Origin of the sequence: Bacillus sp. FSL K6-2865 (assembly GCF_040311405.1) — a bacterium.
Taxonomy (GTDB): domain Bacteria; phylum Bacillota; class Bacilli; order Bacillales; family Bacillaceae; genus Bacillus; species Bacillus velezensis.
In genome coordinates, this window is the sequence record NZ_CP152036.1 from 711,361 (window position 1) to 731,235 (window position 19,875).

The 19,875-nt window shown below is 46.1% G+C and carries 22 protein-coding genes and 3 pseudogenes; 15 read left to right on the top strand and 10 right to left on the bottom strand.

Annotated elements, in window-relative coordinates; genetic code table 11:
- Positions 1 to 78 precede the first annotated feature (78 nt).
- The 6 genes and pseudogenes from NYE42_RS03520 to NYE42_RS03545 all read right to left on the bottom strand — a co-directional run.
- Positions 79 to 227 (bottom strand): annotated as a pseudogene (locus NYE42_RS03520) (TIGR01741 family protein); the annotation flags it as partial.
- 91 nt (positions 228 to 318) lie between these two features.
- Entirely contained in the window at positions 319 to 789 is a 471-nt protein-coding gene (locus tag NYE42_RS03525) for an antitoxin YezG family protein (RefSeq protein WP_352426762.1), read from the bottom strand.
- 44 nt (positions 790 to 833) lie between these two features.
- Positions 834 to 1,302 (bottom strand): annotated as a pseudogene (locus NYE42_RS03530) (immunity protein YezG family protein).
- Entirely contained in the window at positions 1,292 to 1,765 is a 474-nt protein-coding gene (locus NYE42_RS03535; RefSeq protein ID WP_032871739.1) for an antitoxin YezG family protein, read from the bottom strand. The pseudogene NYE42_RS03530 and the gene NYE42_RS03535 overlap by 11 nt, the downstream one beginning before the upstream one ends.
- Before the next feature lie 3 nt (positions 1,766 to 1,768).
- Positions 1,769 to 3,775, bottom strand: a complete 2,007-nt coding sequence (locus NYE42_RS03540; RefSeq protein ID WP_352426763.1) for a T7SS effector LXG polymorphic toxin — start codon at positions 3,773 to 3,775, stop codon at positions 1,769 to 1,771.
- Between the two features lie 102 nt (positions 3,776 to 3,877).
- A complete protein-coding gene (locus NYE42_RS03545; RefSeq protein WP_015416989.1) occupies positions 3,878 to 4,177 on the bottom strand; it encodes a contact-dependent growth inhibition system immunity protein in 300 nt (99 codons plus the stop codon).
- Positions 4,178 to 4,508: 331 nt separating this feature from the next.
- Here NYE42_RS03545 and NYE42_RS03550 point away from each other — a divergent pair, with 331 nt between their 5' ends.
- From NYE42_RS03550 to NYE42_RS03585, 8 genes and pseudogenes are all read left to right on the top strand, one after another.
- A complete protein-coding gene (locus NYE42_RS03550) occupies positions 4,509 to 5,228 on the top strand; it encodes a YebC/PmpR family DNA-binding transcriptional regulator (protein ID WP_003155709.1) in 720 nt (239 codons plus the stop codon).
- Between the two features lie 361 nt (positions 5,229 to 5,589).
- Positions 5,590 to 5,679, top strand: a pseudogene (locus tag NYE42_RS03555) (hypothetical protein); the annotation flags it as partial.
- Between the two features lie 192 nt (positions 5,680 to 5,871).
- Positions 5,872 to 6,120 (top strand): spore coat-associated protein CotJA, encoded by a 249-nt coding sequence (cotJA, locus tag NYE42_RS03560; protein ID WP_144664914.1) that lies wholly within the window; start codon positions 5,872 to 5,874, stop codon positions 6,118 to 6,120.
- Entirely contained in the window at positions 6,104 to 6,367 is a 264-nt protein-coding gene (gene cotJB / locus NYE42_RS03565) for a spore coat protein CotJB (RefSeq protein WP_007408934.1), read from the top strand. The genes cotJA and cotJB overlap by 17 nt, the downstream gene beginning before the upstream one ends.
- Positions 6,368 to 6,381: 14 nt before the next feature.
- Positions 6,382 to 6,951 carry a spore coat protein CotJC gene (gene cotJC / locus NYE42_RS03570; RefSeq protein WP_003155700.1) on the top strand — a complete coding sequence of 190 codons (570 nt, stop codon included), beginning with the start codon at positions 6,382 to 6,384 and terminating at the stop codon, positions 6,949 to 6,951.
- 88 nt (positions 6,952 to 7,039) lie between these two features.
- Positions 7,040 to 7,573, top strand: coding sequence for a GNAT family N-acetyltransferase (locus NYE42_RS03575; protein WP_007408935.1), 534 nt, complete (start codon positions 7,040 to 7,042; stop codon positions 7,571 to 7,573).
- Positions 7,574 to 7,603: 30 nt separating this feature from the next.
- Positions 7,604 to 7,882: a YesK-like family protein gene (locus tag NYE42_RS03580; protein WP_007408936.1), complete on the top strand. Its 279-nt coding sequence runs from the start codon at positions 7,604 to 7,606 to the stop codon at positions 7,880 to 7,882.
- 113 nt (positions 7,883 to 7,995) lie between these two features.
- Complete coding sequence (locus tag NYE42_RS03585; RefSeq protein WP_015416992.1) at positions 7,996 to 8,685, top strand: DUF421 domain-containing protein; 690 nt, start codon at positions 7,996 to 7,998, stop codon at positions 8,683 to 8,685.
- A 32-nt stretch (positions 8,686 to 8,717) separates the two neighbouring features.
- On the opposite strand, the gene hmoA is transcribed toward NYE42_RS03585, so the two are convergent.
- Together hmoA and NYE42_RS03595 are read right to left on the bottom strand one after the other, a co-directional pair.
- Complete coding sequence (hmoA, locus tag NYE42_RS03590) at positions 8,718 to 9,044, bottom strand: heme-degrading oxygenase HmoA (RefSeq protein ID WP_003155696.1); 327 nt, start codon at positions 9,042 to 9,044, stop codon at positions 8,718 to 8,720.
- 84 nt (positions 9,045 to 9,128) lie between these two features.
- Positions 9,129 to 9,491 (bottom strand): VOC family protein, encoded by a 363-nt coding sequence (locus NYE42_RS03595; RefSeq protein WP_007408938.1) that lies wholly within the window; start codon positions 9,489 to 9,491, stop codon positions 9,129 to 9,131.
- A gap of 160 nt (positions 9,492 to 9,651) precedes the next feature.
- On the opposite strand from NYE42_RS03595, the gene NYE42_RS03600 reads away from it, so the two are divergent.
- The 4 genes from NYE42_RS03600 to NYE42_RS03615 all read left to right on the top strand — a co-directional run bounded on the left by NYE42_RS03600 (position 9,652) and on the right by NYE42_RS03615 (position 12,075).
- Positions 9,652 to 10,518 carry an STAS domain-containing protein gene (locus NYE42_RS03600; RefSeq protein ID WP_199022406.1) on the top strand — a complete coding sequence of 289 codons (867 nt, stop codon included), beginning with the start codon at positions 9,652 to 9,654 and terminating at the stop codon, positions 10,516 to 10,518.
- Between the two features lie 315 nt (positions 10,519 to 10,833).
- Positions 10,834 to 11,007: a YezD family protein gene (locus tag NYE42_RS03605; RefSeq protein WP_003155693.1), complete on the top strand. Its 174-nt coding sequence runs from the start codon at positions 10,834 to 10,836 to the stop codon at positions 11,005 to 11,007.
- Positions 11,008 to 11,036: 29 nt separating this feature from the next.
- A complete protein-coding gene (locus NYE42_RS03610) occupies positions 11,037 to 11,339 on the top strand; it encodes a hypothetical protein (RefSeq protein ID WP_015416995.1) in 303 nt (100 codons plus the stop codon).
- A gap of 91 nt (positions 11,340 to 11,430) precedes the next feature.
- A complete protein-coding gene (locus tag NYE42_RS03615) occupies positions 11,431 to 12,075 on the top strand; it encodes a Bax inhibitor-1/YccA family protein (RefSeq protein WP_012117028.1) in 645 nt (214 codons plus the stop codon).
- 38 nt (positions 12,076 to 12,113) lie between these two features.
- Here the strand turns inward: NYE42_RS03615 and NYE42_RS03620 are convergent, their stop codons facing one another.
- Positions 12,114 to 12,626, bottom strand: coding sequence for a MarR family transcriptional regulator (locus tag NYE42_RS03620; RefSeq protein ID WP_144664915.1), 513 nt, complete (start codon positions 12,624 to 12,626; stop codon positions 12,114 to 12,116).
- A 150-nt stretch (positions 12,627 to 12,776) separates the two neighbouring features.
- On the opposite strand from NYE42_RS03620, the gene NYE42_RS03625 reads away from it, so the two are divergent.
- Positions 12,777 to 13,898 carry an FAD-dependent oxidoreductase gene (locus NYE42_RS03625; RefSeq protein ID WP_352427004.1) on the top strand — a complete coding sequence of 374 codons (1,122 nt, stop codon included), beginning with the start codon at positions 12,777 to 12,779 and terminating at the stop codon, positions 13,896 to 13,898.
- 115 nt (positions 13,899 to 14,013) lie between these two features.
- Positions 14,014 to 15,164 (top strand): IS3 family transposase gene (locus tag NYE42_RS03630; RefSeq protein WP_095352997.1). Its coding sequence is split into 2 segments (ribosomal slippage): positions 14,014 to 14,287 and positions 14,287 to 15,164, totalling 1,152 coding nucleotides; the frame shifts between segments, so codons are not numbered across the junction.
- Between the two features lie 59 nt (positions 15,165 to 15,223).
- Here NYE42_RS03630 and NYE42_RS03635 read toward each other — a convergent pair.
- On the bottom strand, positions 15,224 to 16,294 hold the full coding sequence (locus NYE42_RS03635) for a DUF3900 domain-containing protein (RefSeq protein ID WP_007609950.1): 1,071 nt from the start codon (positions 16,292 to 16,294) through the stop codon (positions 15,224 to 15,226).
- 164 nt (positions 16,295 to 16,458) lie between these two features.
- Here NYE42_RS03635 and NYE42_RS03640 point away from each other — a divergent pair, with 164 nt between their 5' ends.
- The gene (locus NYE42_RS03640; protein ID WP_352426764.1) at positions 16,459 to 19,641 is read left to right on the top strand and encodes a bifunctional cytochrome P450/NADPH--P450 reductase; all 3,183 of its coding nucleotides are present in this window, start codon (positions 16,459 to 16,461) and stop codon (positions 19,639 to 19,641) included.
- The last annotated feature ends 234 nt before the right edge of the window (positions 19,642 to 19,875 follow it).

The following is a 19,875-nucleotide window of genomic DNA, read 5'->3' on the forward strand; positions in this document are numbered from 1 at the left end:
ACGATACATAACGATGTAACAGGCAGCATCCGTTTACTGGATGCTGCCTGTTTTGTTTATCATTATTCTTTTTGTGGGCTCAATTCTTAATTCCTCAAAGAGTTCTCGGATTTCTCTTGAAAAAGTGTTGAAGATATCTTTACTTACACTGTATCGGGCATTTTTGTCCATTCACAAGGTATGATGTCATTTAATTTATCACAAATAAACTGGTACAGATCTTGCATTTTCTTATTTTCCAACCTTTTCACCTTCAATCGTCGAGAAATCCTAGTTATAAAAAATAGCCCAGCAAAGAAGTGCTGAGCCATTATTGATTTATAGACCGAAGTAGTTTATTACAAATTCTTTATCGCTCTCATCTTCAGGCAATATCCCTAAATTTTGATATTCCCATATCACTTGTCGTTGTGTTCCGTTTAAGTCTGAGGCGATGACATCGGTGTAATCGTAGTCAATTGAGAATTTACCGCTTCGTTCGAGATGTAAAGTGAGGTTTGTCCATAAGTCCTCGTTGTTTGTTTTAAATTCATCCCGTAACTCTTCAAAGTCATCATGCAATTCATATAGAAGTTCGTCATAAATATCTTCATCAACGTTAAAGTGTTCTGGAATATCATGTGAATATATATATTCTTGATCTTGAGGGGTAGAGAAGAAAAAGTAAACCTCTGTAGAGTCATCTAAAACTTCGGCATAAAGAGCAACCTCCTCCCACTCAGACGGTATGATTTCATTTATTTGCTCAGCGATTTTTTGATATAGTACTCCCATCTTTTCAGTTTCCACAATATCAGAATCCTTTTTAATTTTTTTAGCCGTTTGAAAGCTTATTATATGTTTAGATACTCTTCTATGAATTTTCTATCTTCCTCATCAGCTGGCAGTATGCCGAGATTTTGATATTTCCAAACATCGCGTCTTTGAAGGTCATCAAGTTCAGAGGATAAAACATCATCATAATTATAATCAATTGAAAACTTTCCGGTGTTTTCTAATTTTAAAGTGAGATTTGTCCAAATATCTTGATTGCCTAGTTTAAATTCTTCTTTTAGTTCTTCAAATAGCTCTTGAAGTTCAATCAGCAGTTGATCGTAAATCTCTTCGCTTACATCAAAGTGTTTAGGTATATAATGAGAAAATAAATAATTACTGTTATTTGGTGTTGTAAAATAAAAGTATATATCCGCTGAGTCATCAAGTATTGCAGCATATAAAACGATCTTTTCCCATTGAGATGGAATCATTTCATTTAGATGTTCAGCAATCTTTTGATAGTTCACCCATTTTTTCATTGTTCATTTAGATATTGTTCAAGGAACTTTCTGCTACTCTCGCTTATTGGCGTAATTCCCAAGTGCTTATATTCCCAAATGACTTGTCGCTCAGTATCAGTATATTTTGAAGCGAGTACATCTTCATAATCATAATCAATTGAGAATTCACCGTTTCTATCTAAATTTAGTGTGAGGTTAGTCCAAATATCTGAGGATTGCTTTTTAAATTCATCCCTTAATTCATCAAATAAATCTTGAAGGTCTAGTAGCATATTTTTGTAAATTCGATTACTTACTTGAAAATGTTCTGGAATATCGTGTGAATAAATATATTCTTCGTCTTCATGTGTGTTAAAGAAAAAATAAACTTCTCTGGAGTCATCTAAAATTTCGGCGTATAGAGTAACCCTCATCCATTCGGAGGGAATCATATCATTTATTTTTTCAGCAATCTTTTGATATAGTTGTTCCATTTTAGTAGTTTCCATTTTTCAGCCTCCAATTTGGTTTCTAATTGTTATGCTCTTTGTTCTTTCTTCTCCAATTTTATATGTTATATCAAATAAAGTGGGTCTTAACGAATCGCTCTCATACACATTTTCAATTGTGACCGTAACCTTTTTTGGAGGTTCTTCTTTAAGCGCCTGCGACCATGCTTGTTCTAACTTATACCATTTCCCGCCGCTCCTATTAATCTGAGAATTCATCGGCACGATGTTGTCGAATTGGCCTGAGCCTTTGAATTGGGTGGCGATTAGGTGGCCTCCGTCGTCATCTGTCAGACGGTCTGGTTTACCTGCTTTTGACTGTGCATATTGGTTGCGTTTTGCTTCTCCCAGCTGCAAGTCTGCTTTGACACTTGTAATTCTACCATAGTTATCAGTGGTGTATGTGTAGCCTTCTTTTGTTTTGTAGATGACATTCGGCTTCAATACTTTCTTTCTGGTCCATTTCGCAAAATGCTCGCCGTATTTGACCGTTACCGGCGGTACATGCGGTGCCGGTGTCCGTCTGCCGCTTGCGGAGGTTCCGTACGGTTTCGGCAGGATGACCTTGGCGAATTTCTGAAGTCCTTCTTTAAGTGTGACCCCATTGAATGCGTTATAAGGAACGCCCGCCGGCACTAAGTCGTAACGCGGATGATACGGGAGAATATCAGCCAGGGTGAGATCTCCCATTTGATTTAACTTGGTTTTGGCGCGTTTTTTTGATACTTCGATGCCTGTGTTTACTTTTTGTTTGATGTGATCAACGGTTTGTTTTGAGACCGTTATCGCTTTTTGTGCTGTGGCGGATTTGCTTGCTGCTGTTTTGACTTTGGTCGTCACTTTGGCGGCTGTGCCTGTTTTTGAGACGGCGCCGACGCCTTTTGTGCCAACGACTGATGTCACAACGGTGCCCACTGCATATGACACCCATCTTGCTCTGGAGTAGGTGTCGCCATTCACCATGTCTTTTTGGTACGATTCTTCGATTGCCGCTGAAATGGCTTCATACGTTTTGATCGGGTGAGCCACCGCTCCTGTAATGGCTTCAACCGTTCCGCCCGGATCTGTGACCATATCCCACAGGCCTGTGACCGCGTCTTTTCCGGAATCATAAAGGCCGACGGCAACGCCTTTGAAACCGTCTGTAAGTTCACGCGTGTTTTCAATTTGAGTGAAGTAGCGCTGCTGTTCTTTTGTCAGGTTTTTATAGCCGATTGTTTTGGCCATTGAGTAGAATTCATCGGCATTCGCATAATCGTAGTTTTTCAGTCTTTCTTTCAGTTTTTCAATCTCCCGCTCTTTCGCTTCTTCCTTTTTAATCGTCAAATAAGCATCCGAATGTCTTGCGATATCGCCTTTCTTCTTATGGATGTCGCTTTCACGGTACGCCTTGGCATTGTAGTGAAGCGGAGTGGCGTTTTTCCCTTTGCCCGTGGCGTTTTGAAGCTGTTGGAAGTCAGCTTGAATGAACTGTTCGTTCGCTTCGGTTTCTGCGTATTCTTTCGTTAGATCGTGATCAAGTTTGCCGAGTTTATGTATCGTTTCGCTTCTTTTTTTGTCAGCTGAAGAAAGCTTTTGTTCTGTGCTTTCGGTTGAAAACAATTCGAGCGAGATGATGTCTTCGATCTCTCTGAGGATGGAGCGCATGTCCTTTTTCTGCTCTTCCATAATCGCCTTTGATTTACTGAGGGCATGGGTGAGCTCGTGCTCCAGAAAAGATTCTTCTACATGAGATTCGGAAAGACCTGCGTCTTCGACTTTGCCGGAAAGGCTTGTGAGAAATGCGATTTTCATATCGATCAGATCAAGCCAGCTGTCTGTGACGCCGGCGTGGTCCTTAAAAAAAGCTTTGATGTTATTTGCGCCCCGGCCTGAGAAATCATTGTCACCAAGATCAGCCATACCTTGAAACGCTTTTTTTAGGTTGACCATCTGGCCGCGCAGTTCTTTGTATTCACTCGCACGCTGTTTGGCAGCTGTCAACAAGCTGTTTGCTTCGAAAACTTTCATGACCATATCCTTTCATTCGGGGTTATTTTTTCAGTTTATAGAGGGAAAGATTAAGAAACTTATCAGAGACTGTGCAAACATAGGAATAGGGTTTCCCTGAATCTATAAAGCCTCAATATTCTTTTCGATTTTTTGAATGATTTGTCCGAGCCATAGTATTGGGGATAGTCCGTAACTATTGATATCTACACCATCTGCAGTCTCTTCTATAAAATCATTTTTTTGTTCATCTGAGTAATCGCTTTTTATAAACGCTTTGAGTGCTACTACATCGTTTTCTTGTTCTTTTTTAGGTATTTCTTCTAAGTATTCTTCAAGTGCTGACTCAGGAGTGTCTATATCTTGGTGGAAAATACCTCCTAAAAATTGAAATACAGGTTCAGAAATATTTGTTTCAATCATTGACCTCACCTCTTGGGTAGGCTGTTTGCTTCGAAAACTTTCATGACCATATCCTTTCTTTTGTTCGATATCAAAATTTTACCACGTGAGTCAGGATATACAGTGTAGGAAATAGGTAATAAGAATAAAATGAATCTTTTGGCTTGCGACTTCCTTCCTGTATGAAGGGAGGCTTTTTATGTTTTGTATAATAACCCTCACATTCGGCTTACTGTTTTAAGCGTGCCTGTTTTTTCTAATGTCTTACACTCGAAACAACCCAACCGCTGAGGTATAATAGAAGCAGAGTATTTATCATACAGATTCAATTCGTGAAAGAGAGTGGAACAAAATGGGCCGTAAGTGGAACAATATTAAAGAAAAGAAAGCATCAAAGGACGCAAATACGAGCCGGATTTACGCGAAGTTCGGCCGTGAGATTTATGTGGCGGCAAAACAAGGCGAGCCAGATCCGGAATCGAACCAGGCGTTAAAAGTGGTGCTTGAGCGCGCGAAGACGTACAGCGTGCCGAAAAATATTATTGAGCGTGCGATTGAAAAGGCGAAAGGCGGCGCGGAGGAGAACTTTGACGAGCTGCGTTACGAAGGTTTCGGGCCGAACGGTTCAATGATCATCGTTGATGCGTTAACGAATAATGTAAACCGCACGGCGCCTGAAGTGCGCGCCGCATTCGGGAAAAACGGCGGAAATATGGGTGTGAGCGGGTCTGTCGCTTACATGTTCGATGCGACTGCCGTTATCGGCGTTGAAGGCAAGACGGCGGATGAAGCGCTGGAATTGCTGATGGAAGCTGATGTGGACGTGCGCGATATTTTAGAAGAGGATGACAGTGTGATCGTGTATGCCGAGCCTGACCAATTCCATGCCGTGCAGGAGGCATTCAAAAATGCCGGCGTTGAAGAGTTCACGGTTGCGGAGCTGACGATGCTTGCGCAAAATGAAGTCGAGCTTCCGGAAGATGCGAAAGCTCAATTTGAAAAGCTGATCGATGTGCTGGAAGACCTCGAAGACGTACAGCAGGTTTATCACAATGTAGATTTAGGCGAATAAAGACAAAAAGGCCGGGGCGGCATAAGTTCCGGCCTTTTTATTTTGCTTAAGCGGTCGGCCTGTATCGTATTTTTCTCCGTAAGCAATTATTGATTATTTCGCCAAAACTGGGCGGATGCCCATACGTTTCCTTCCGGATGTCATAAACTGGACTGTAACCTATGTGAAGGAGCGATAAATCATGAATGAAAGAAGACCGATTTACGGCGGCGGCTATGGCGGCTACGGAGGCTACCCGGGGTACGGTTTTGGCGGCTACGGAGGCTACGGAGGCTACCCGGGGTACGGTTTTGGCGGCTACGGAGGCTACGGAGGATATCCGGGATACGGTTTCGGCGGAGGCTACGGCTACCCGGGATACGGTTTTGGCGGTTACGGCGGTTTTGGCGGCTACGGAGGCTTCGGGGGATATCCGGGATACGGTTTTGGCGGCTATGGCGGAGGCTACGGCGGCTACCCGTTCCATCATCATCATCGGGACAGCCAATATATCTGACCATTCGGGAAAAAGCACTCTTGGAACAGCAAGAGTGTTTTTTTGTGACCGTTTCTAAGCGCTGGCTTTTTTATTATCTTACAGGGCATAAATGCCGATACGGATTCATACCTATTAAGGTCATGTGTTTAGGAAAGGAGGATCGTAATGAAAGAAAATCAGCCGTTTACACCGGTCAAATCCTATAAACCCTTCCACAGCCGGTTTGATCCCTGCCCGCCGATCGGGAGAAAATACTACAGAACGCCGCCGCATCTTTATATGCGGTTTCAGCCGTATCACTTGGAGCAGTTTTCTCCGATGGAGGCATTGAGAAAAGGGACCCTTTGGAAGGATCTTTACGATTTCTATGATAATCCTTATCGGGGGGGAATCGATTATGGCGAAAAAGATTGATGATGAATATTATCGGCTGCTGGAGCAAATCCAGGCGGCGGACTTTGTCTTGGTGGAGCTGACGCTTTATCTGGATACGCATCCCCATGACCGTCTCGCGCTTCAGCAGTTTCATGAATATTCCCGGTACTCAAGACAGCTGAGAAAGCGGTTTGAGCCTGAGTACGGACCGCTTCTGCAATTCGGCGTGAGTCAGGTCGGCGCTCAATGGGACTGGGGCCGCGGTCCTTGGCCATGGCAAGTATAAGGAGGGATCTGTAAATGTGGGTATATGAAAAAAAGCTGCAGTATCCGGTTAAAGTCAGTACATGCAACCCGATGCTGGCTAAGTTTCTCATTGAACAATACGGCGGGGCGGACGGCGAATTGGCCGCAGCGCTCCGGTACTTAAACCAGCGCTACACGATTCCTGACAAGGTGATCGGCCTGCTGACGGATATCGGCACGGAGGAGTTTGCGCATTTAGAAATGATTGCGACGATGATTTATAAGCTGACAAAAGATGCGACCCCGGAGCAGCTGCGTGATGCAGGGCTCAGTGATCATTACGTCAACCATGACAGCGCGCTGTTTTATCACAATGCGGCCGGAGTTCCGTTCACAGCGTCTTACATACAGGCGAAGGGAGATCCGATCGCTGATTTATATGAGGATATTGCGGCTGAAGAAAAGGCGAGAGCGACGTATCAATGGATTATTGATATTTCCGATGATCCTGACCTGAATGATTCACTCCGTTTTCTGCGTGAGCGTGAAATCGTCCACTCTATGCGTTTCAGGGAAGCGGTTGAGATTTTAAAAGAAGAACGTGATAAGAAGAAAATTTTTTAAACGGCCCTCAAACATGACGGCTGTTTTTTTCCTTTCTGCGTTTGGTCTATAATGAAGGTGTCGAATATTCTGATTACAGGAGGCTTTTATGACACCATTTACGATCACGGAGGAGAAGGCGGGGGCATTCCGGGTCACCTCCGCCCGGAAAGATGATGCAAAAGAGGTCATGGATCTGCTCGTGCAAGCGGCAGAATGGCTTCGAGATAAAGGGTCGAACCAGTGGAGCGGCCTTCTGCAAGGGGAAGATACCCACAATATGCGGGAGGCGATCGCCCAAGGGTATGTTTTTTTATTCAGGCAGAATGAAGAGCTGGCCGGCGTCGTCATGCTGCTTCCCGAAGCAAGCGGGTGGGACAGACGTCTTTGGGGCGATGAGGGACATGAGGAGTCCGTATATCTCCACCGGCTGGCGATTAACAGGCGGTTTGCAGGGGCGGGGCTCGGCCGGACAATCATGACTTGGGCGGAGACGGGTGTGTCTTGTCCGGGAAAAACGAAAATCCGGCTCGATTGCGTGTCCGAAAACAAGGCGCTTCAGTCGTTTTACAGCGGAATGGGGTACGAATCAAAAGGACCCGCGCCGGGTTATCATTTGTTTGAAAAAAAGGTGAGCAAATAAAAAGCTACTCATGACGGAGGTGCAAAAGACATGGGGTTTTTTTTTCTGATCTGTCTGGCCGCATTTTGTCTTAACTTTGCCGTATCGGCTGTGCTCCGCAAGAAATGGCCGAAAAAGATGTGGCCTGAGTGCCTTTTGGCGGTGCTGGGCCTGACTGCTTTCGGTACGGTTGTTTACAGCATTTTCGGTGTCGGCGGCTGGGAAGGAATGGGCTTGGGGCTTGCCGCGATGTTTGCGGGTTCCGGAGCGGCCGCCGGTTATGCCGCTGAGGTGTGCTTACGGGTCGTCAGATCGAATCAAAAACAGTAAGCAGAAGTGAAAAAACGCGGCCACGGCTGCGTTTTTTTGTGTGTTGCCGGCCGCTGTATAGAAAACAGGCGAATGTCCATAATGGTAATGACTTTTAAGAAGAAGGTGCGAATATGGGACATTTACTTACAGTGGCTTGGGAGTTAGTATGCGGTTTGGGTATTTTATTTGTGATTTTAAAATTGCTTGGAAAAACTCAATTCTCGCAAATTACGCCGTTTGATTTTATTTCCGCGCTCATCCTCGGCGAACTGGTCGGAAATGCGGTGTATGATAAAGGCGTCAGGATTTTTGAAATCATTTTTGCCTCTCTGTTATGGGGGGGTTTAATTTATCTCATCGAACTGATTACGCAGAAAGTAAAAAGCTCCAGAAAGCTGTTGGAAGGCGAGCCGAGTATTATCATCCATAAAGGAAAACTGAAATATGGTGTGCTGAAAAAGAATAAGCTGGACATTAATCAATTGCAAAGCCTTCTCAGACAGGCGAATTGCTTTTCCATACAGGAAGCGGAGTACGCGATTTTAGAAACAAACGGGATGGTCAGCGTCCTGCCGAAATTTCAATATGACACGACGAAAAACGGCGACATGCAAATAAAGCCGAAGCAGGTCTCTTTGCCGGTCACGCTGATTATTGACGGCGAAGTGCTGTATGAAAATCTGAAAGAAGCCGGGCTGGAAGAAAAGCAGCTGAATCAGGAGCTGAAAAAGCTGAACATCAAAAAAACGGAGGACGTGCTGTATGCGGAATGGAAGCCCGATAAACCGCTGTTTGTCCTGCCGTATGAGGAGAAAAAATAAAAAGAGCATTGCCCTGGGGCAAATGCTCTTTATTATTTTTCGTGTACGCCTGTTTTAACGGCTCTGACATGATACATACCGACATCCGTCCCAAGCATATAATCAGGTTTCGGCTTGCCTTGGTTTGCTTTGTGGGCCGCGATGTGGTCTTCGCTTTTTTCCCATTGTTTCCAATGGTCTTCTGACTCCCAGCGGATTAACACGACGACTTCTTCATCACCGCGGCGGACTTTTTTTTCCAGGACCGTTACGTCTATCAAACCTTCCTGCTTTTCAATCACGCCTTCTGAACTGAAGCGTTCGATTACTTTGTCGGCATGTCCTTCTTTTACGGTCATTTTTCTGATTTGCACGAACATCTGGCAACTCTCCAATCCTTTTCACGCTTTATCCAACATTTTAAATGAAAATGATTCTCAAAGTCAATTAAGATGCCTGACGGATTACGATTTCAGGAGAAAGACATGACCATCCTCATCTTTAAATTGCACGAAGCTGCCCCATTCCATTTGTTTCGGTTCATCTAAAAAGGTGATACCGTTCTTTTTCATCTGTTCGTATGCGGCAAAGACATCTTCACACTCAAATACGATAGAAGCCTTCATATGCTCGGCTCCTTTCATCATTGATTTCGGATAAATCACCAAATGAGTGGCGGCCCCTTTGGGCGCTACCTCAAGCCAGAAGGCGCCCGGGCCCATCGGATGCTCGGCGACAGTTTCAAACCCCGCTTTTTCCGTCCAGAATGTTTTCGCTTTTTGCTGATCATCAGTGTATACGGCGACTGTTGCGATTTTTTTGATCATCATACTGACCTCCTGTTTCATTTCTTTTATAGTGTATCCTCCTGCCGAAAAAAGCAATCAACAGCTTTAATGTGCAGGTTTTTTTAATTTCTCTAGTGCGATCGGCGATTCCGATTTATAATTTAGACAAAAGTACATATTCTTGAAAGAGGAGACGGCAGTGAACAAAGACCAATTACTTCATGATTATATTATTACACATTCGGCAGAGCTGACGGAAAAATGGCTCAAGCTGAGACGGAAGCTGAGAGGGCGTTTTTATTCTGCGGATCAATTAAGTGAGGAAATGAAACGGCTGCTGATCGAGCAGCATACCTTTACAAACACGGTCATCGCAAGCGCTTTTTTGGAGGATCCGGCCGTTTTTCAGCATAACAAAGAAAAATGGGCCGCACAGGTAGCGAAAAGCAGAGTGGAGCAAGACGCGGAGGTTCATGAGGTCGTTGAGGCGATCGGCAATTCAAGAACCGTCTTTTGGGAGGCGGTCACCCGTTTTATGGATGAGCATCAGGACATCGTAACAAACGAGGATGTCCGCCGCTGGAATCACCTTGTCAACGGCTCGTTTGATCAGCTGATGACGGATTTTACTGAACAGTTTCAGAAATTAATGATCGCGAGGCTGTCATCTCAGCAGGAGCTTATTTCCGAATTGAGCTGTCCCGTTATTTTAATCGCAGATACGATCGGCACTCTGCCGCTCATCGGCGCGATTGATACGAGACGGGCGCGCGTGATTTTGGAGTCGGTGCCGGAAAACTGTGTCGCCAAACGGATCACAAACCTTGTGATTGATCTGTCCGGTGTGCCCATTGTCGATACGATGGTGGCGCAACAATTGTATATGCTGTCGAAAACGTTATTTCTCCTCGGCATCAGAACCGTGTTTTCCGGCATTCGGCCTGATGTGGCACAGACTTCTATCCAATTGGGGCTTGATTTTTCAGAGTATCAAACTTACGGCTCCCTGGAGCAGGCGCTCGCCAGCATGGGTGTCACATGTGTGATCGAGGAAGCAAAAGCATAGAAAAAAGGGTGCTCCGTCCAGAGGCGGGGCGCTTTTTTTGTCAGCGGAAAACAATGTAAATATGTCGGAACGTGAAGATTGCGTTCTTAAAAACAGCTATATGACGCCTTGGGAGTCGATTTCGGGATGACACGGTTTATATCAAAGCGAAGGAAGTGAAAGTTTTCGCAAAGAAAACATATCCAAAAATTGTGTAAATGTTATTGATTTCTGAATGAAAACATAATAGTATAATTATATATTTCTTATCAGAATAGTATGAATTAAAACGCTCATTGTCAAAAGACGAACGGCCAGACATAAAGGGGGAGCATGATGACGTCCAAAGGAAACGTAGATCCGCATGTGATCGAAAAGATTATCAGCGCGCTGGAAACGCTCGATTTCGGGACAGTTCAGATTACGGTTCATAATTCCCAAGTGACACAAATTGATAAGGTGGAGAAATATCGATTTTCCCTGAAGAGCAAAGAAGTAAAACAATCTTAAAAAACAGCCAATGACAGGAGGCGGTACATATGAAGCATTCAACTGTTCCTTTCCGGGAGAGCCGGTATCTGCACCTGCCCGAAGTGCGCTTTCTGCATTGGTGCACGAAGCAATACGGCATTAACAAAGGCGTGCTCAATACAATTGACGGCTGGTTTTATGATGCGGGCGTCATTCCGATTCCCGTCAGGCGTCTTTATGTGCTGGCATTTCTCGATTTCGCGAAAACGCCGGGGCAGAAGGGGAAGATCCGATTCGGGCACGGCGGCTTGACGAAAAAACTGCATGATTTCATGGATATGCAGGAATGCGCAGCAAAACGTCAGGCCTGACATCCTTAAAATCTTCTTAAAATCATACAAATTTCTCCCATTTTATTTATAATAGACCTATCAAGATCATTTTTTTGGGAGGACTTTTGACATGCAAACTGCTGCTTATGAGAGCAAACAATCTATTATGCAGCGCATTATAACGGTATTTGTGTTTACACTGTTAGTTGCGACAATCGGCCTGTATACGGGTCAGTTCATTCCGCCGGCATTGATGCTGCCGCTGTCGATCTTAGAGGTTGTCATGATCATCGCCGCGTTTTGGCTGCGCCGAAAAAAAGCCGTCGGATATGTGTTTGTCTTTTCATTCGCTTTCATTTCCGGAATGACGCTGTTTCCGATTATCAGCCATTATGCGTCCGCAGCGGGGGCCTATGTCGTATTGGAGGCATTCGGTTCATCGTTTGTGATTTTTGCGGTGCTCGGCACGATCGGCGCTAAGACGAAAAAGGACTTGTCGTTTTTATGGTCCTTCTTGCTTGTCGCTGTCATCGCGCTTCTCGCAGTGGGGATCTTTAATATTTTCAGCCCGCTGAATTCCGCCGCCATGATGGCGTATTCCGTCATCGGAACGATTGTGTTTTCAATGTACATCTTATACGATCTGAACCAGATCAAGCACCGGGACATCACGGCTGACCTGATTCCTTTGATGGCATTGACGCTTTATATCGACTTTATTAACCTGTTTATCAACCTGCTACGGTTTTTCGGAATTTTAAACAGTGATGATTAACCGCGCGAAAAAGGCGCCCTGCTGAGAGGGGCGCCTTTTTATGTTCTGCCGCCGGAAAACAGCAGAAGCTTATCAAATAATACTTCAAGCATTTTTGTCAATTCCGCTTTTTGTTCAGCGGTGAAGCTTTCCATGACTCCTGAAATATTGGAGAAGTGGCCGGGAAGAAACAGCATCAGCTTTTCTTTTCCTTCTTTTGTGAGTTCGATGCTGATTTTTCGTCTGTCGCCGGTATGCCGGCTGCGGTTTACAAAGCCATCCCGTGCGAGTCCGTCGATCAATCCGGTGATGGTCGCTTTGGTGACATTGGATTTTTTCGCCATCTCCGTCGGACTCAGGCTGTGGCCGGGTGCGTCAAACAGAAACATTAAAATTTTGAATTTCCCTTCGGACAATCCGTGACTTGAGAAATAATGCTCCATGACCTGATTCATTTTTTTAGACATATCAAATAACGTCAAAAATGTTTTCAATGATTCAGCATCCATATCGGCGTAAATCTCAGCGCGTTCGGCAATCTGCGAGTAATCCGGCAAATGTCTCAACTCCATTTTTGTAAGCCTCCGTACCATTTTAGTGATTCAAAGTATAAGCTTGCCGGATTCAAAAGGCAACCTATAAAGATTGACAGTTTTTCAGCCTATATAGTAAGGTGGCTAATAGTTAATGAATAATAAATAAATAGAGAAGGCGGTATCGTGATGAACCATGAAGTGAAAAAGATCATCATAGCGGGCGGAGGGATCGGCGGCCTGTCCGCAGCGATTTCTCTCGGCAGAGCGGGTTTTGAAGTGACCCTTTGCGAGGCGGCGTCCGGCATGCGAAAAAGCGGAGCGGGCATTCTCCAGCCTCAAAATGCGCTGCGGGTGCTGCGGGAAATCGGTGTGTATGATGAATGCTGCCAACACGGCTTTCAAACGGAATGGCTGAAGCACCATGATGAAAACGGAACGCTGCAGTTTAAAGTGAGTGAGGCGTTTTTAGATGATTCATTGCCGGGGCGGAATAATATATTGCGGCAAACGTTAAACGATATCCTCAAAAAGCATGCTGAAGCGGCGGGGGTCAAGATTCTGCTCGGTAAAAAAGTCGTGTCTTACGAAGAAACGGCAGATGAAATAACGGTGCATTGTGCAGACGGAACCATGATGACGGCTGACATTCTCGCCGGCTTTGACGGCATCCGCTCCGCTGTCCGCAATCAAATGCTGCAAAGAGAAGTGAAAACAGAGTATCTCGGCATGGGAGCGCACAGATTTTACATTTCTTTTCCCGAGCCGGTTTTTCATGATTCGACACTGATGTATAAAAAAGGGCAGACGCAGGTCGGAGTCGTGCCGCTCTCTGAAAAAACAGGATACGTATTTATCATCCGGCCGTATGACGCTGACTTCAGGGATGACGAGGACACGCGTTTTGAACGGGTGAAAGACTTGCTGCGCGGAATTCCGGGAGTAAAGTTTGTGACAGAGAATATGTCAAAGGAATATCCCGTTTTGTTTCATAAGATTGAGCAGATGGCGGTCAAAGAACCGTGGCACAGAGGCCGCGTCGTTCTGGGCGGGGATGCCGTCCATGCAGGAGCGCCGACATTGGCGCAAGGAGCGGCGATGGCGGTTGAAGACGCGATTGTGCTTAGTGAAGAACTGCAAAAGCACGAAAACCATGAAACTGCATGTCAAGCATACTTCGAAAGACGGGCGGAGCGGGCATTACAGGTGCAGAATCTCTCATCTGAAATCGTCCGCCGCGAGATAAAGGGAACGCCCGGCGTCCAAGACATCATCGGTGCATGCTATCGATTGCTCAAAGAGCCTTATTAAATAAAGAAAGTCCAGAACATGGGGACTGACCCCATAATATGAGACAAACAAAAAACACCTTCAAGTTTGAAAACGGATCGTTGTTATCCGAAATTAGACTTGGAGGTGTTTTTCTATGAGGGCAAGAGTGAGTTATCCGGTTGAAGTCAAACAGAAGGCTGTAGAAATGAGATTGGCGGGCGTGCCTGTGAAGGAGATCATGCAGGAATTGAATATAAAGAATAAGACGCAGGTGCAGACATGGGTCAGGTGGTATAAAGCTGGGGACACACATCGATTCGAACAACCTGTCGGAAAGCAATATTCTTATGGAAAAGGTCCAGAGTATTCTTCCGAATTAGAGAAACTGCAGGCAGAAAATCGTTATCTGAGACAACAGAATGAAGTGTTAAAAAAGTACAACGAATTGGAAAGGAAGCTGATAGCGAAACGCCAGTCGAGCTTGTAGAAGCATTGCGCGGCACAATGACCATACAGGATATCTGTATTCATTTAGGTATCTCACGAGCATCTTATTATCGTTGGAAGAAGAATCTGATGAAAGATAACCCTAAATACCATTTAGAAAAACAAATCGGCACGTTGTGCCGAGAACACAAGTATCGATATGGCTATCGGAAAATCACAGCCATATTAAAAAAGGGAATGCGTATTAATCATAAAACGGTTCAGCGCATTATGCAGAAAAATCAGTGGCAATGCCGGGTTAAGGTGAAAAAGCGCAAGAAGAATGGGCAGCCATATGCCGTGGCCGAGAATATATTAGATCGGAACTTTCAGTCTGATCGCCCTCTGGAAAAGCTAGTAACGGATATCACATATTTGCCTTATGGGCAGAAACAATTGTATCTTTCCAGTATATTGGATTTATACAATGGAGAAGTGATTGCTTTTACGATTGGCGATAGACAGGACACAGATTTTGTCTTACACACACTTGATCAGCTGCCCGTACTCCCAGAGAACTGCGTGTTACATAGTGACCAAGGTTCTGTTTATACATCTTATGAGTATCAGAAAGCTGTTAAAACAAAAGGCATTACCATGAGCATGTCCCGTAAAGGGACACCCGCTGATAATGCCTCCATCGAATCGTTTCATTCCTCACTAAAGTCTGAAACGTTCTACCTCGACAGGTTGGAAAGCACTACGACGACCATCGTAGAGCAAACTGTCGAAACCTATATATACTATTATAACAACATTCGTATTCAAACGAAACTAAACAACCAGCCGCCGGTCACATACCGACAGCTGGCTGCTTAAAGGTGTTTTGATCCCTGTCTCAAAAACGGGGGTCAGTCCCCATGGCGTCTGGACTTTTGTCAGTCTTGTTCAGATTTATTCCGTATCCGTTCAATCACCTCATGCAGCCCCTCAGGCTTGTGAAACTCCACCGGCGAACTGCCTTTTTCAAACGAGATCGTCTCCGCCTCAATGAGCGCGACATAGCGCCCGTTCACTTTTGCGAGATGGATGGATTCGCCGAAATCAGCCAGTAATCCTTTAATCTCTGTTTCTCCGACTTTCATTTTCAGCTCGGCTTCCGGCGTGTGTTCAATGATCTGCGCGGATGCCTCGATGACTTGATGGGTGTCGAGGCGCTCCTGAATTTCCCGCTTTTCACTCGCTTCCCAAATTTCAATGTCGTGCTCAAACTGCTGAAGCTCTTCGCTGTTTTCTTCAAAAGTTTCATACACGTGTTCCTGCACCATGTTCATGACTTGGCTTTTCATGATTTCCGGCATCGATTCGCCGTATTCGACAAATTTGAGAAAATCTTCAAAATAACGGGCGTGCGAGGCCTGATGGATTTTCAGCTCATGCTCTTCCGTCATGCCTTCTTCCGGCATATACGGATATTGAATGCTTTTCATGTTTTTTGTCGTGATGGCCATTTCGACCTTTTTAATGAGAGACGAGGCGTCTGAGATGCGGGCGACCTTCGGCTCGAAATCGCATTTCATCATAAAGACGAATTTGTCTTCAAAATACTTGCGCGGAACGGCCGATGCCACGATAAAAACACCGCCGCGCACGGCGCTCGTGTCAAGGTAAGTGCGGACGAACTGCTCGCTTGCTTCGATAAATGCTTCCTTCGTATCCGCAAGTCTGGCACGGTTGAAAAGGTTGTAATTCGGATTTGAATCAAGCTCATGGCCCGGCTCCGTGATAAAATGGCCGATTTTTGTTGGGACTTGCTCGGATTGCGGATGCCGTTCGGCTTTCCGTTTGACGATTTTCTTCAATTCCCCGTCAAGAAAATCCTTCAGCTCGCTTTCTTCAAATTCTTCCGTGTCAAGGGTCTGGAAATGTTTGAACTGTTTGTTTGCCTGTTCATCTTTTCCTTCCACTTGAATGACATAAAACGATAAAAACTTGATTTCAAAATCCATATGTGAACTCACCTTATTTCTGTATTTAACAAGCCTCTCCAGTATAGAAAAAACCGTTATCGATCGTCAATCCGATGATTGATCCGTGACGGCGGATAATCGGCCGGTGAAAAGGGCAATGTAGTTGGAAGGAACGCATCAACGTGTTAGAAAGGGTGTTATTCATGAAGGAAACAGGTCCGATTCCGCAGCCGAAGACATTCGGCCCGCTCGGCAATCTTCCTTTGCTTGATAAAGACAAGCCTACAATGTCGCTAATCAAACTGGCAAACGAGCAGGGGCCTATTTTTCAGCTGCATACCCCGGCGGGCGCCATTATCGTCGTGTCCGGCCATGAACTGGTGAAAGAGGTTTGTGATGAAGAACGGTTCGATAAAAGCATTGAAGGAGCTTTGGAGAAAGTCCGGGCGTTTTCCGGTGACGGGCTGTTTACAAGCTGGACGCATGAGCCTAACTGGCGAAAGGCGCATCATATTCTGATGCCGACCTTCAGCCAGCGCGCGATGAAAGATTATCATTCGATGATGACTGATATCGCGGTGCAGCTGATTCAAAAATGGGCTAGGCTGAACCCGGATGAGGCCGTTGATGTGCCTGCTGATATGACCCGCCTGACGCTCGATACGATCGGGCTTTGCGGCTTTAACTATCGGTTTAACAGCTATTACAGGGAAACGCCTCATCCGTTTATCAACAGCATGGTGCGCGCCCTTGATGAAGCGATGCACCAAATGCAGCGCCTTGATGTTCAGGATAAGCTTATGATCAGGACGAAGCGCCAATTTCATCATGACATTCAGGCGATGTTTTCGTTAGTAGACAGTATTATCGCAGAGCGCCGGTCAGGCGGCCGGGATGAAAAGGATCTGCTGGCCAGAATGCTGAATGTGGAAGACCCGGAAACGGGCGAAAAACTTGATGATGAAAATATCCGGTTTCAAATCATCACGTTTTTAATTGCCGGCCATGAAACGACAAGCGGCCTGCTTTCCTTTGCCATCTACTTTTTGCTGAAACATCCCCGTGTTTTGGAAAAAGCCTATGAAGAAGCCGATCGGGTTTTGACCGATCCCGTTCCTTCATATAAACAAGTGCTGGATCTTACTTATATCCGAATGATTTTGCAGGAGTCATTGCGCTTATGGCCGACCGCGCCTGCGTTCAGCCTTTATGCGAAAGAGGATACGGTGATCGGCGGGAAATATCCGATCACGCCGAAAGACAGAATTTCCGTCTTAATTCCCCAGCTTCACCGTGATAAAGACGCGTGGGGAGACAATGCGGAGGAATTTTATCCGGAGCGGTTTGAACATCCTGATCAAGTGCCTCACCATGCGTATAAGCCCTTCGGAAACGGTCAGAGGGCGTGTATCGGTATGCAGTTCGCCCTGCATGAAGCAACTCTTGTTCTGGGGATGATTCTGCAGCATTTTACCTTTATCGATCACACCGATTATGAGCTCGATATTAAACAGACACTGACGATCAAGCCCGGCGACTTTCATATCCGGGTGCGGCCGAGAAATAAAGAAGCCGTTGCGGCAGCTCTCCCGGCGGCTGAAAAAACGGCGGGAGACGTCGAAAAAGAAAAACGGGAAACAAAAGGCGCATCCATTATCGGGCTTGATAACCGACCGCTTCTGATTCTGTACGGCTCAGATACGGGAACCGCAGAAGGCGTGGCGCGGGAGCTTGCCGATACTGCCGGGATGCACGGCGTCCGGACTGAAACGGCGCCTTTGAATGACCGGATCGGAAAACTGCCGAAAGAAGGAGCTCTCTTGATCATTACGTCCTCTTATAACGGAAAGCCTCCGAGCAACGCGGGACAATTCGTTCAATGGCTTGAAGAAGTCAAACCCGGGGAGCTGGAAGGCGTCCGATATGCCGTCTTCGGCTGCGGTGATCATAACTGGGCGGCGACATATCAGGCTGTGCCGAGACTGATTGATGAGAAGCTTGCCGAAAAAGGGGCGGAACGCTTTTCCTCCCGAGGCGAGGGGGACGTCAGCGGCGATTTTGAAGGAAAGCTTGATGAATGGAAAAAAAGCATGTGGACGGACGCCATGAAGGCATTCGGTCTCAAGCTGAATGAAAATGCCGAAAAAGAGCGAAGTGCGCTGGGCCTTCAATTTGTCAGCGGGCTTGGCGGGTCTCCTTTGGCACAGACGTATGAAGCGGTTTACGCATCCGTTGCGGAAAACAGGGAACTTCAGGCGCCGGAAAGCGGCCGGAGCACAAGGCATATCGAAATCACTCTGCCGAAAGAGGCTGCCTATCATGAAGGGGATCATCTCGGCGTGCTGCCGGTAAACAGCAAAGAGCAGGTCAGCCGTGTTCTCCGCCGGTACAATCTGAACGGGAACGATCAAGTGCTGCTGACGGCCAGCGGACAGAGCGCGGCTCATCTCCCGCTCGATCGGCCGGTCAGGCTGCATGATCTTCTGAGCAGCTGTGTCGAATTGCAGGAAGCGGCATCAAGGGCTCAAATCCGGGAAATGGCTGCTTATACGGTCTGCCCGCCGCACAAACGGGAATTGGAAGATTTTCTTGAGGAGGGGTTCTATCAGGAGCAAATCTTAACATCGCGCGTCTCGATGCTCGATCTCCTTGAAAAATATGAAGCGTGTGAACTTCCGTTTGAGCGATTTCTGGAGCTTTTGCGCCCGTTGAAGCCGCGGTATTATTCGATTTCAAGTTCGCCCCGGAAACATCCCGGGCAGGCTTCAATTACCGTCGGCGTCGTTCGCGACCCCGCCCGGAGCGGTTTGGGGGAGTATCGCGGTGTCGCTTCGAATTATTTAGCGGACCGCGGCCCTGAAGATGGAATCGTGATGTTTGTCCGCACTCCGGAAACACGATTCCGGCTGCCGGAAGATCCGGAAAAACCGATTATTATGGTCGGTCCCGGCACAGGAGTCGCCCCGTTCCGCGGATTTCTGCAAGCTCGGGCAGCGTTAAAAAAAGAAGGAAAAGAGCTGGGGGAGGCTCATCTGTATTTCGGATGCAGAAACGATTATGATTTTATTTACCGTGATGAGCTTGAAGCTTATGAAAAAGACGGAATCGTGACGCTTCATACGGCTTTCTCCCGCAAAGAAGGCGTACCGAAAACGTATGTGCAGCACTTAATGGCGAAAGACGCCGGTGCTTTAATTTCCATCCTCGGCCGGGGAGGGCACCTCTACGTATGCGGCGACGGCAGCAAAATGGCGCCCGATGTAGAGGCAACGCTGCAAAAAGCGTATCAGTCGGTCCACGAAACAGACGAACGGCAAGCGCAAGAATGGCTTTTGGACCTCCAGACAAAAGGCATTTACGCAAAAGATGTTTGGGCGGGGATTTGACCGATTTGATGAAAAGGACTGGATGACTCCAGTCCTTTTTCCTTCAAGAAAATGAATTGCTTTCCAATCGATATACATTCGGTTTGTCAGCAATCTGAAGGCTTTGTTGTGAGATCTTATAACAAGATAAGGATGTCTCACAGTGGTGGAAGGATATCAGCGCCAAGAGTCCCATCTGCTGTTTCCAAGACTAAATAGTTGCGCCTATTTTGGATAAAACCTCTTTACAAATAT

Bases quoted from the DNA above. Each gene is read 5' to 3' on its own strand.
- NYE42_RS03535 (WP_032871739.1), bottom strand. From the start codon at position 1,765: ATGGAAACTACTAAAATGGAACAACTATATCAAAAGATTGCTGAAAAA.
- NYE42_RS03540 (WP_352426763.1), bottom strand. From the start codon at position 3,775: ATGAAAGTTTTCGAAGCAAACAGCTTGTTGACAGCTGCCAAACAGCGT.
- NYE42_RS03545 (WP_015416989.1), bottom strand. From the start codon at position 4,177: ATGATTGAAACAAATATTTCTGAACCTGTATTTCAATTTTTAGGAGGT.
- NYE42_RS03550 (WP_003155709.1), top strand. From the start codon at position 4,509: ATGGGCCGTAAGTGGAACAATATTAAAGAAAAGAAAGCATCAAAGGAC.
- cotJA (WP_144664914.1), top strand. From the start codon at position 5,872: ATGAAAGAAAATCAGCCGTTTACACCGGTCAAATCCTATAAACCCTTC.
- cotJB (WP_007408934.1), top strand. From the start codon at position 6,104: ATGGCGAAAAAGATTGATGATGAATATTATCGGCTGCTGGAGCAAATC.
- cotJC (WP_003155700.1), top strand. From the start codon at position 6,382: ATGTGGGTATATGAAAAAAAGCTGCAGTATCCGGTTAAAGTCAGTACA.
- NYE42_RS03575 (WP_007408935.1), top strand. From the start codon at position 7,040: ATGACACCATTTACGATCACGGAGGAGAAGGCGGGGGCATTCCGGGTC.
- NYE42_RS03580 (WP_007408936.1), top strand. From the start codon at position 7,604: ATGGGGTTTTTTTTTCTGATCTGTCTGGCCGCATTTTGTCTTAACTTT.
- NYE42_RS03585 (WP_015416992.1), top strand. From the start codon at position 7,996: ATGGGACATTTACTTACAGTGGCTTGGGAGTTAGTATGCGGTTTGGGT.
- hmoA (WP_003155696.1), bottom strand. From the start codon at position 9,044: ATGTTCGTGCAAATCAGAAAAATGACCGTAAAAGAAGGACATGCCGAC.
- NYE42_RS03595 (WP_007408938.1), bottom strand. From the start codon at position 9,491: ATGATCAAAAAAATCGCAACAGTCGCCGTATACACTGATGATCAGCAA.
- NYE42_RS03605 (WP_003155693.1), top strand. From the start codon at position 10,834: ATGACGTCCAAAGGAAACGTAGATCCGCATGTGATCGAAAAGATTATC.
- NYE42_RS03610 (WP_015416995.1), top strand. From the start codon at position 11,037: ATGAAGCATTCAACTGTTCCTTTCCGGGAGAGCCGGTATCTGCACCTG.
- NYE42_RS03615 (WP_012117028.1), top strand. From the start codon at position 11,431: ATGCAAACTGCTGCTTATGAGAGCAAACAATCTATTATGCAGCGCATT.
- NYE42_RS03620 (WP_144664915.1), bottom strand. From the start codon at position 12,626: ATGGAGTTGAGACATTTGCCGGATTACTCGCAGATTGCCGAACGCGCT.
- NYE42_RS03625 (WP_352427004.1), top strand. From the start codon at position 12,777: ATGAACCATGAAGTGAAAAAGATCATCATAGCGGGCGGAGGGATCGGC.
- NYE42_RS03635 (WP_007609950.1), bottom strand. From the start codon at position 16,294: ATGGATTTTGAAATCAAGTTTTTATCGTTTTATGTCATTCAAGTGGAA.
- NYE42_RS03640 (WP_352426764.1), top strand. From the start codon at position 16,459: ATGAAGGAAACAGGTCCGATTCCGCAGCCGAAGACATTCGGCCCGCTC.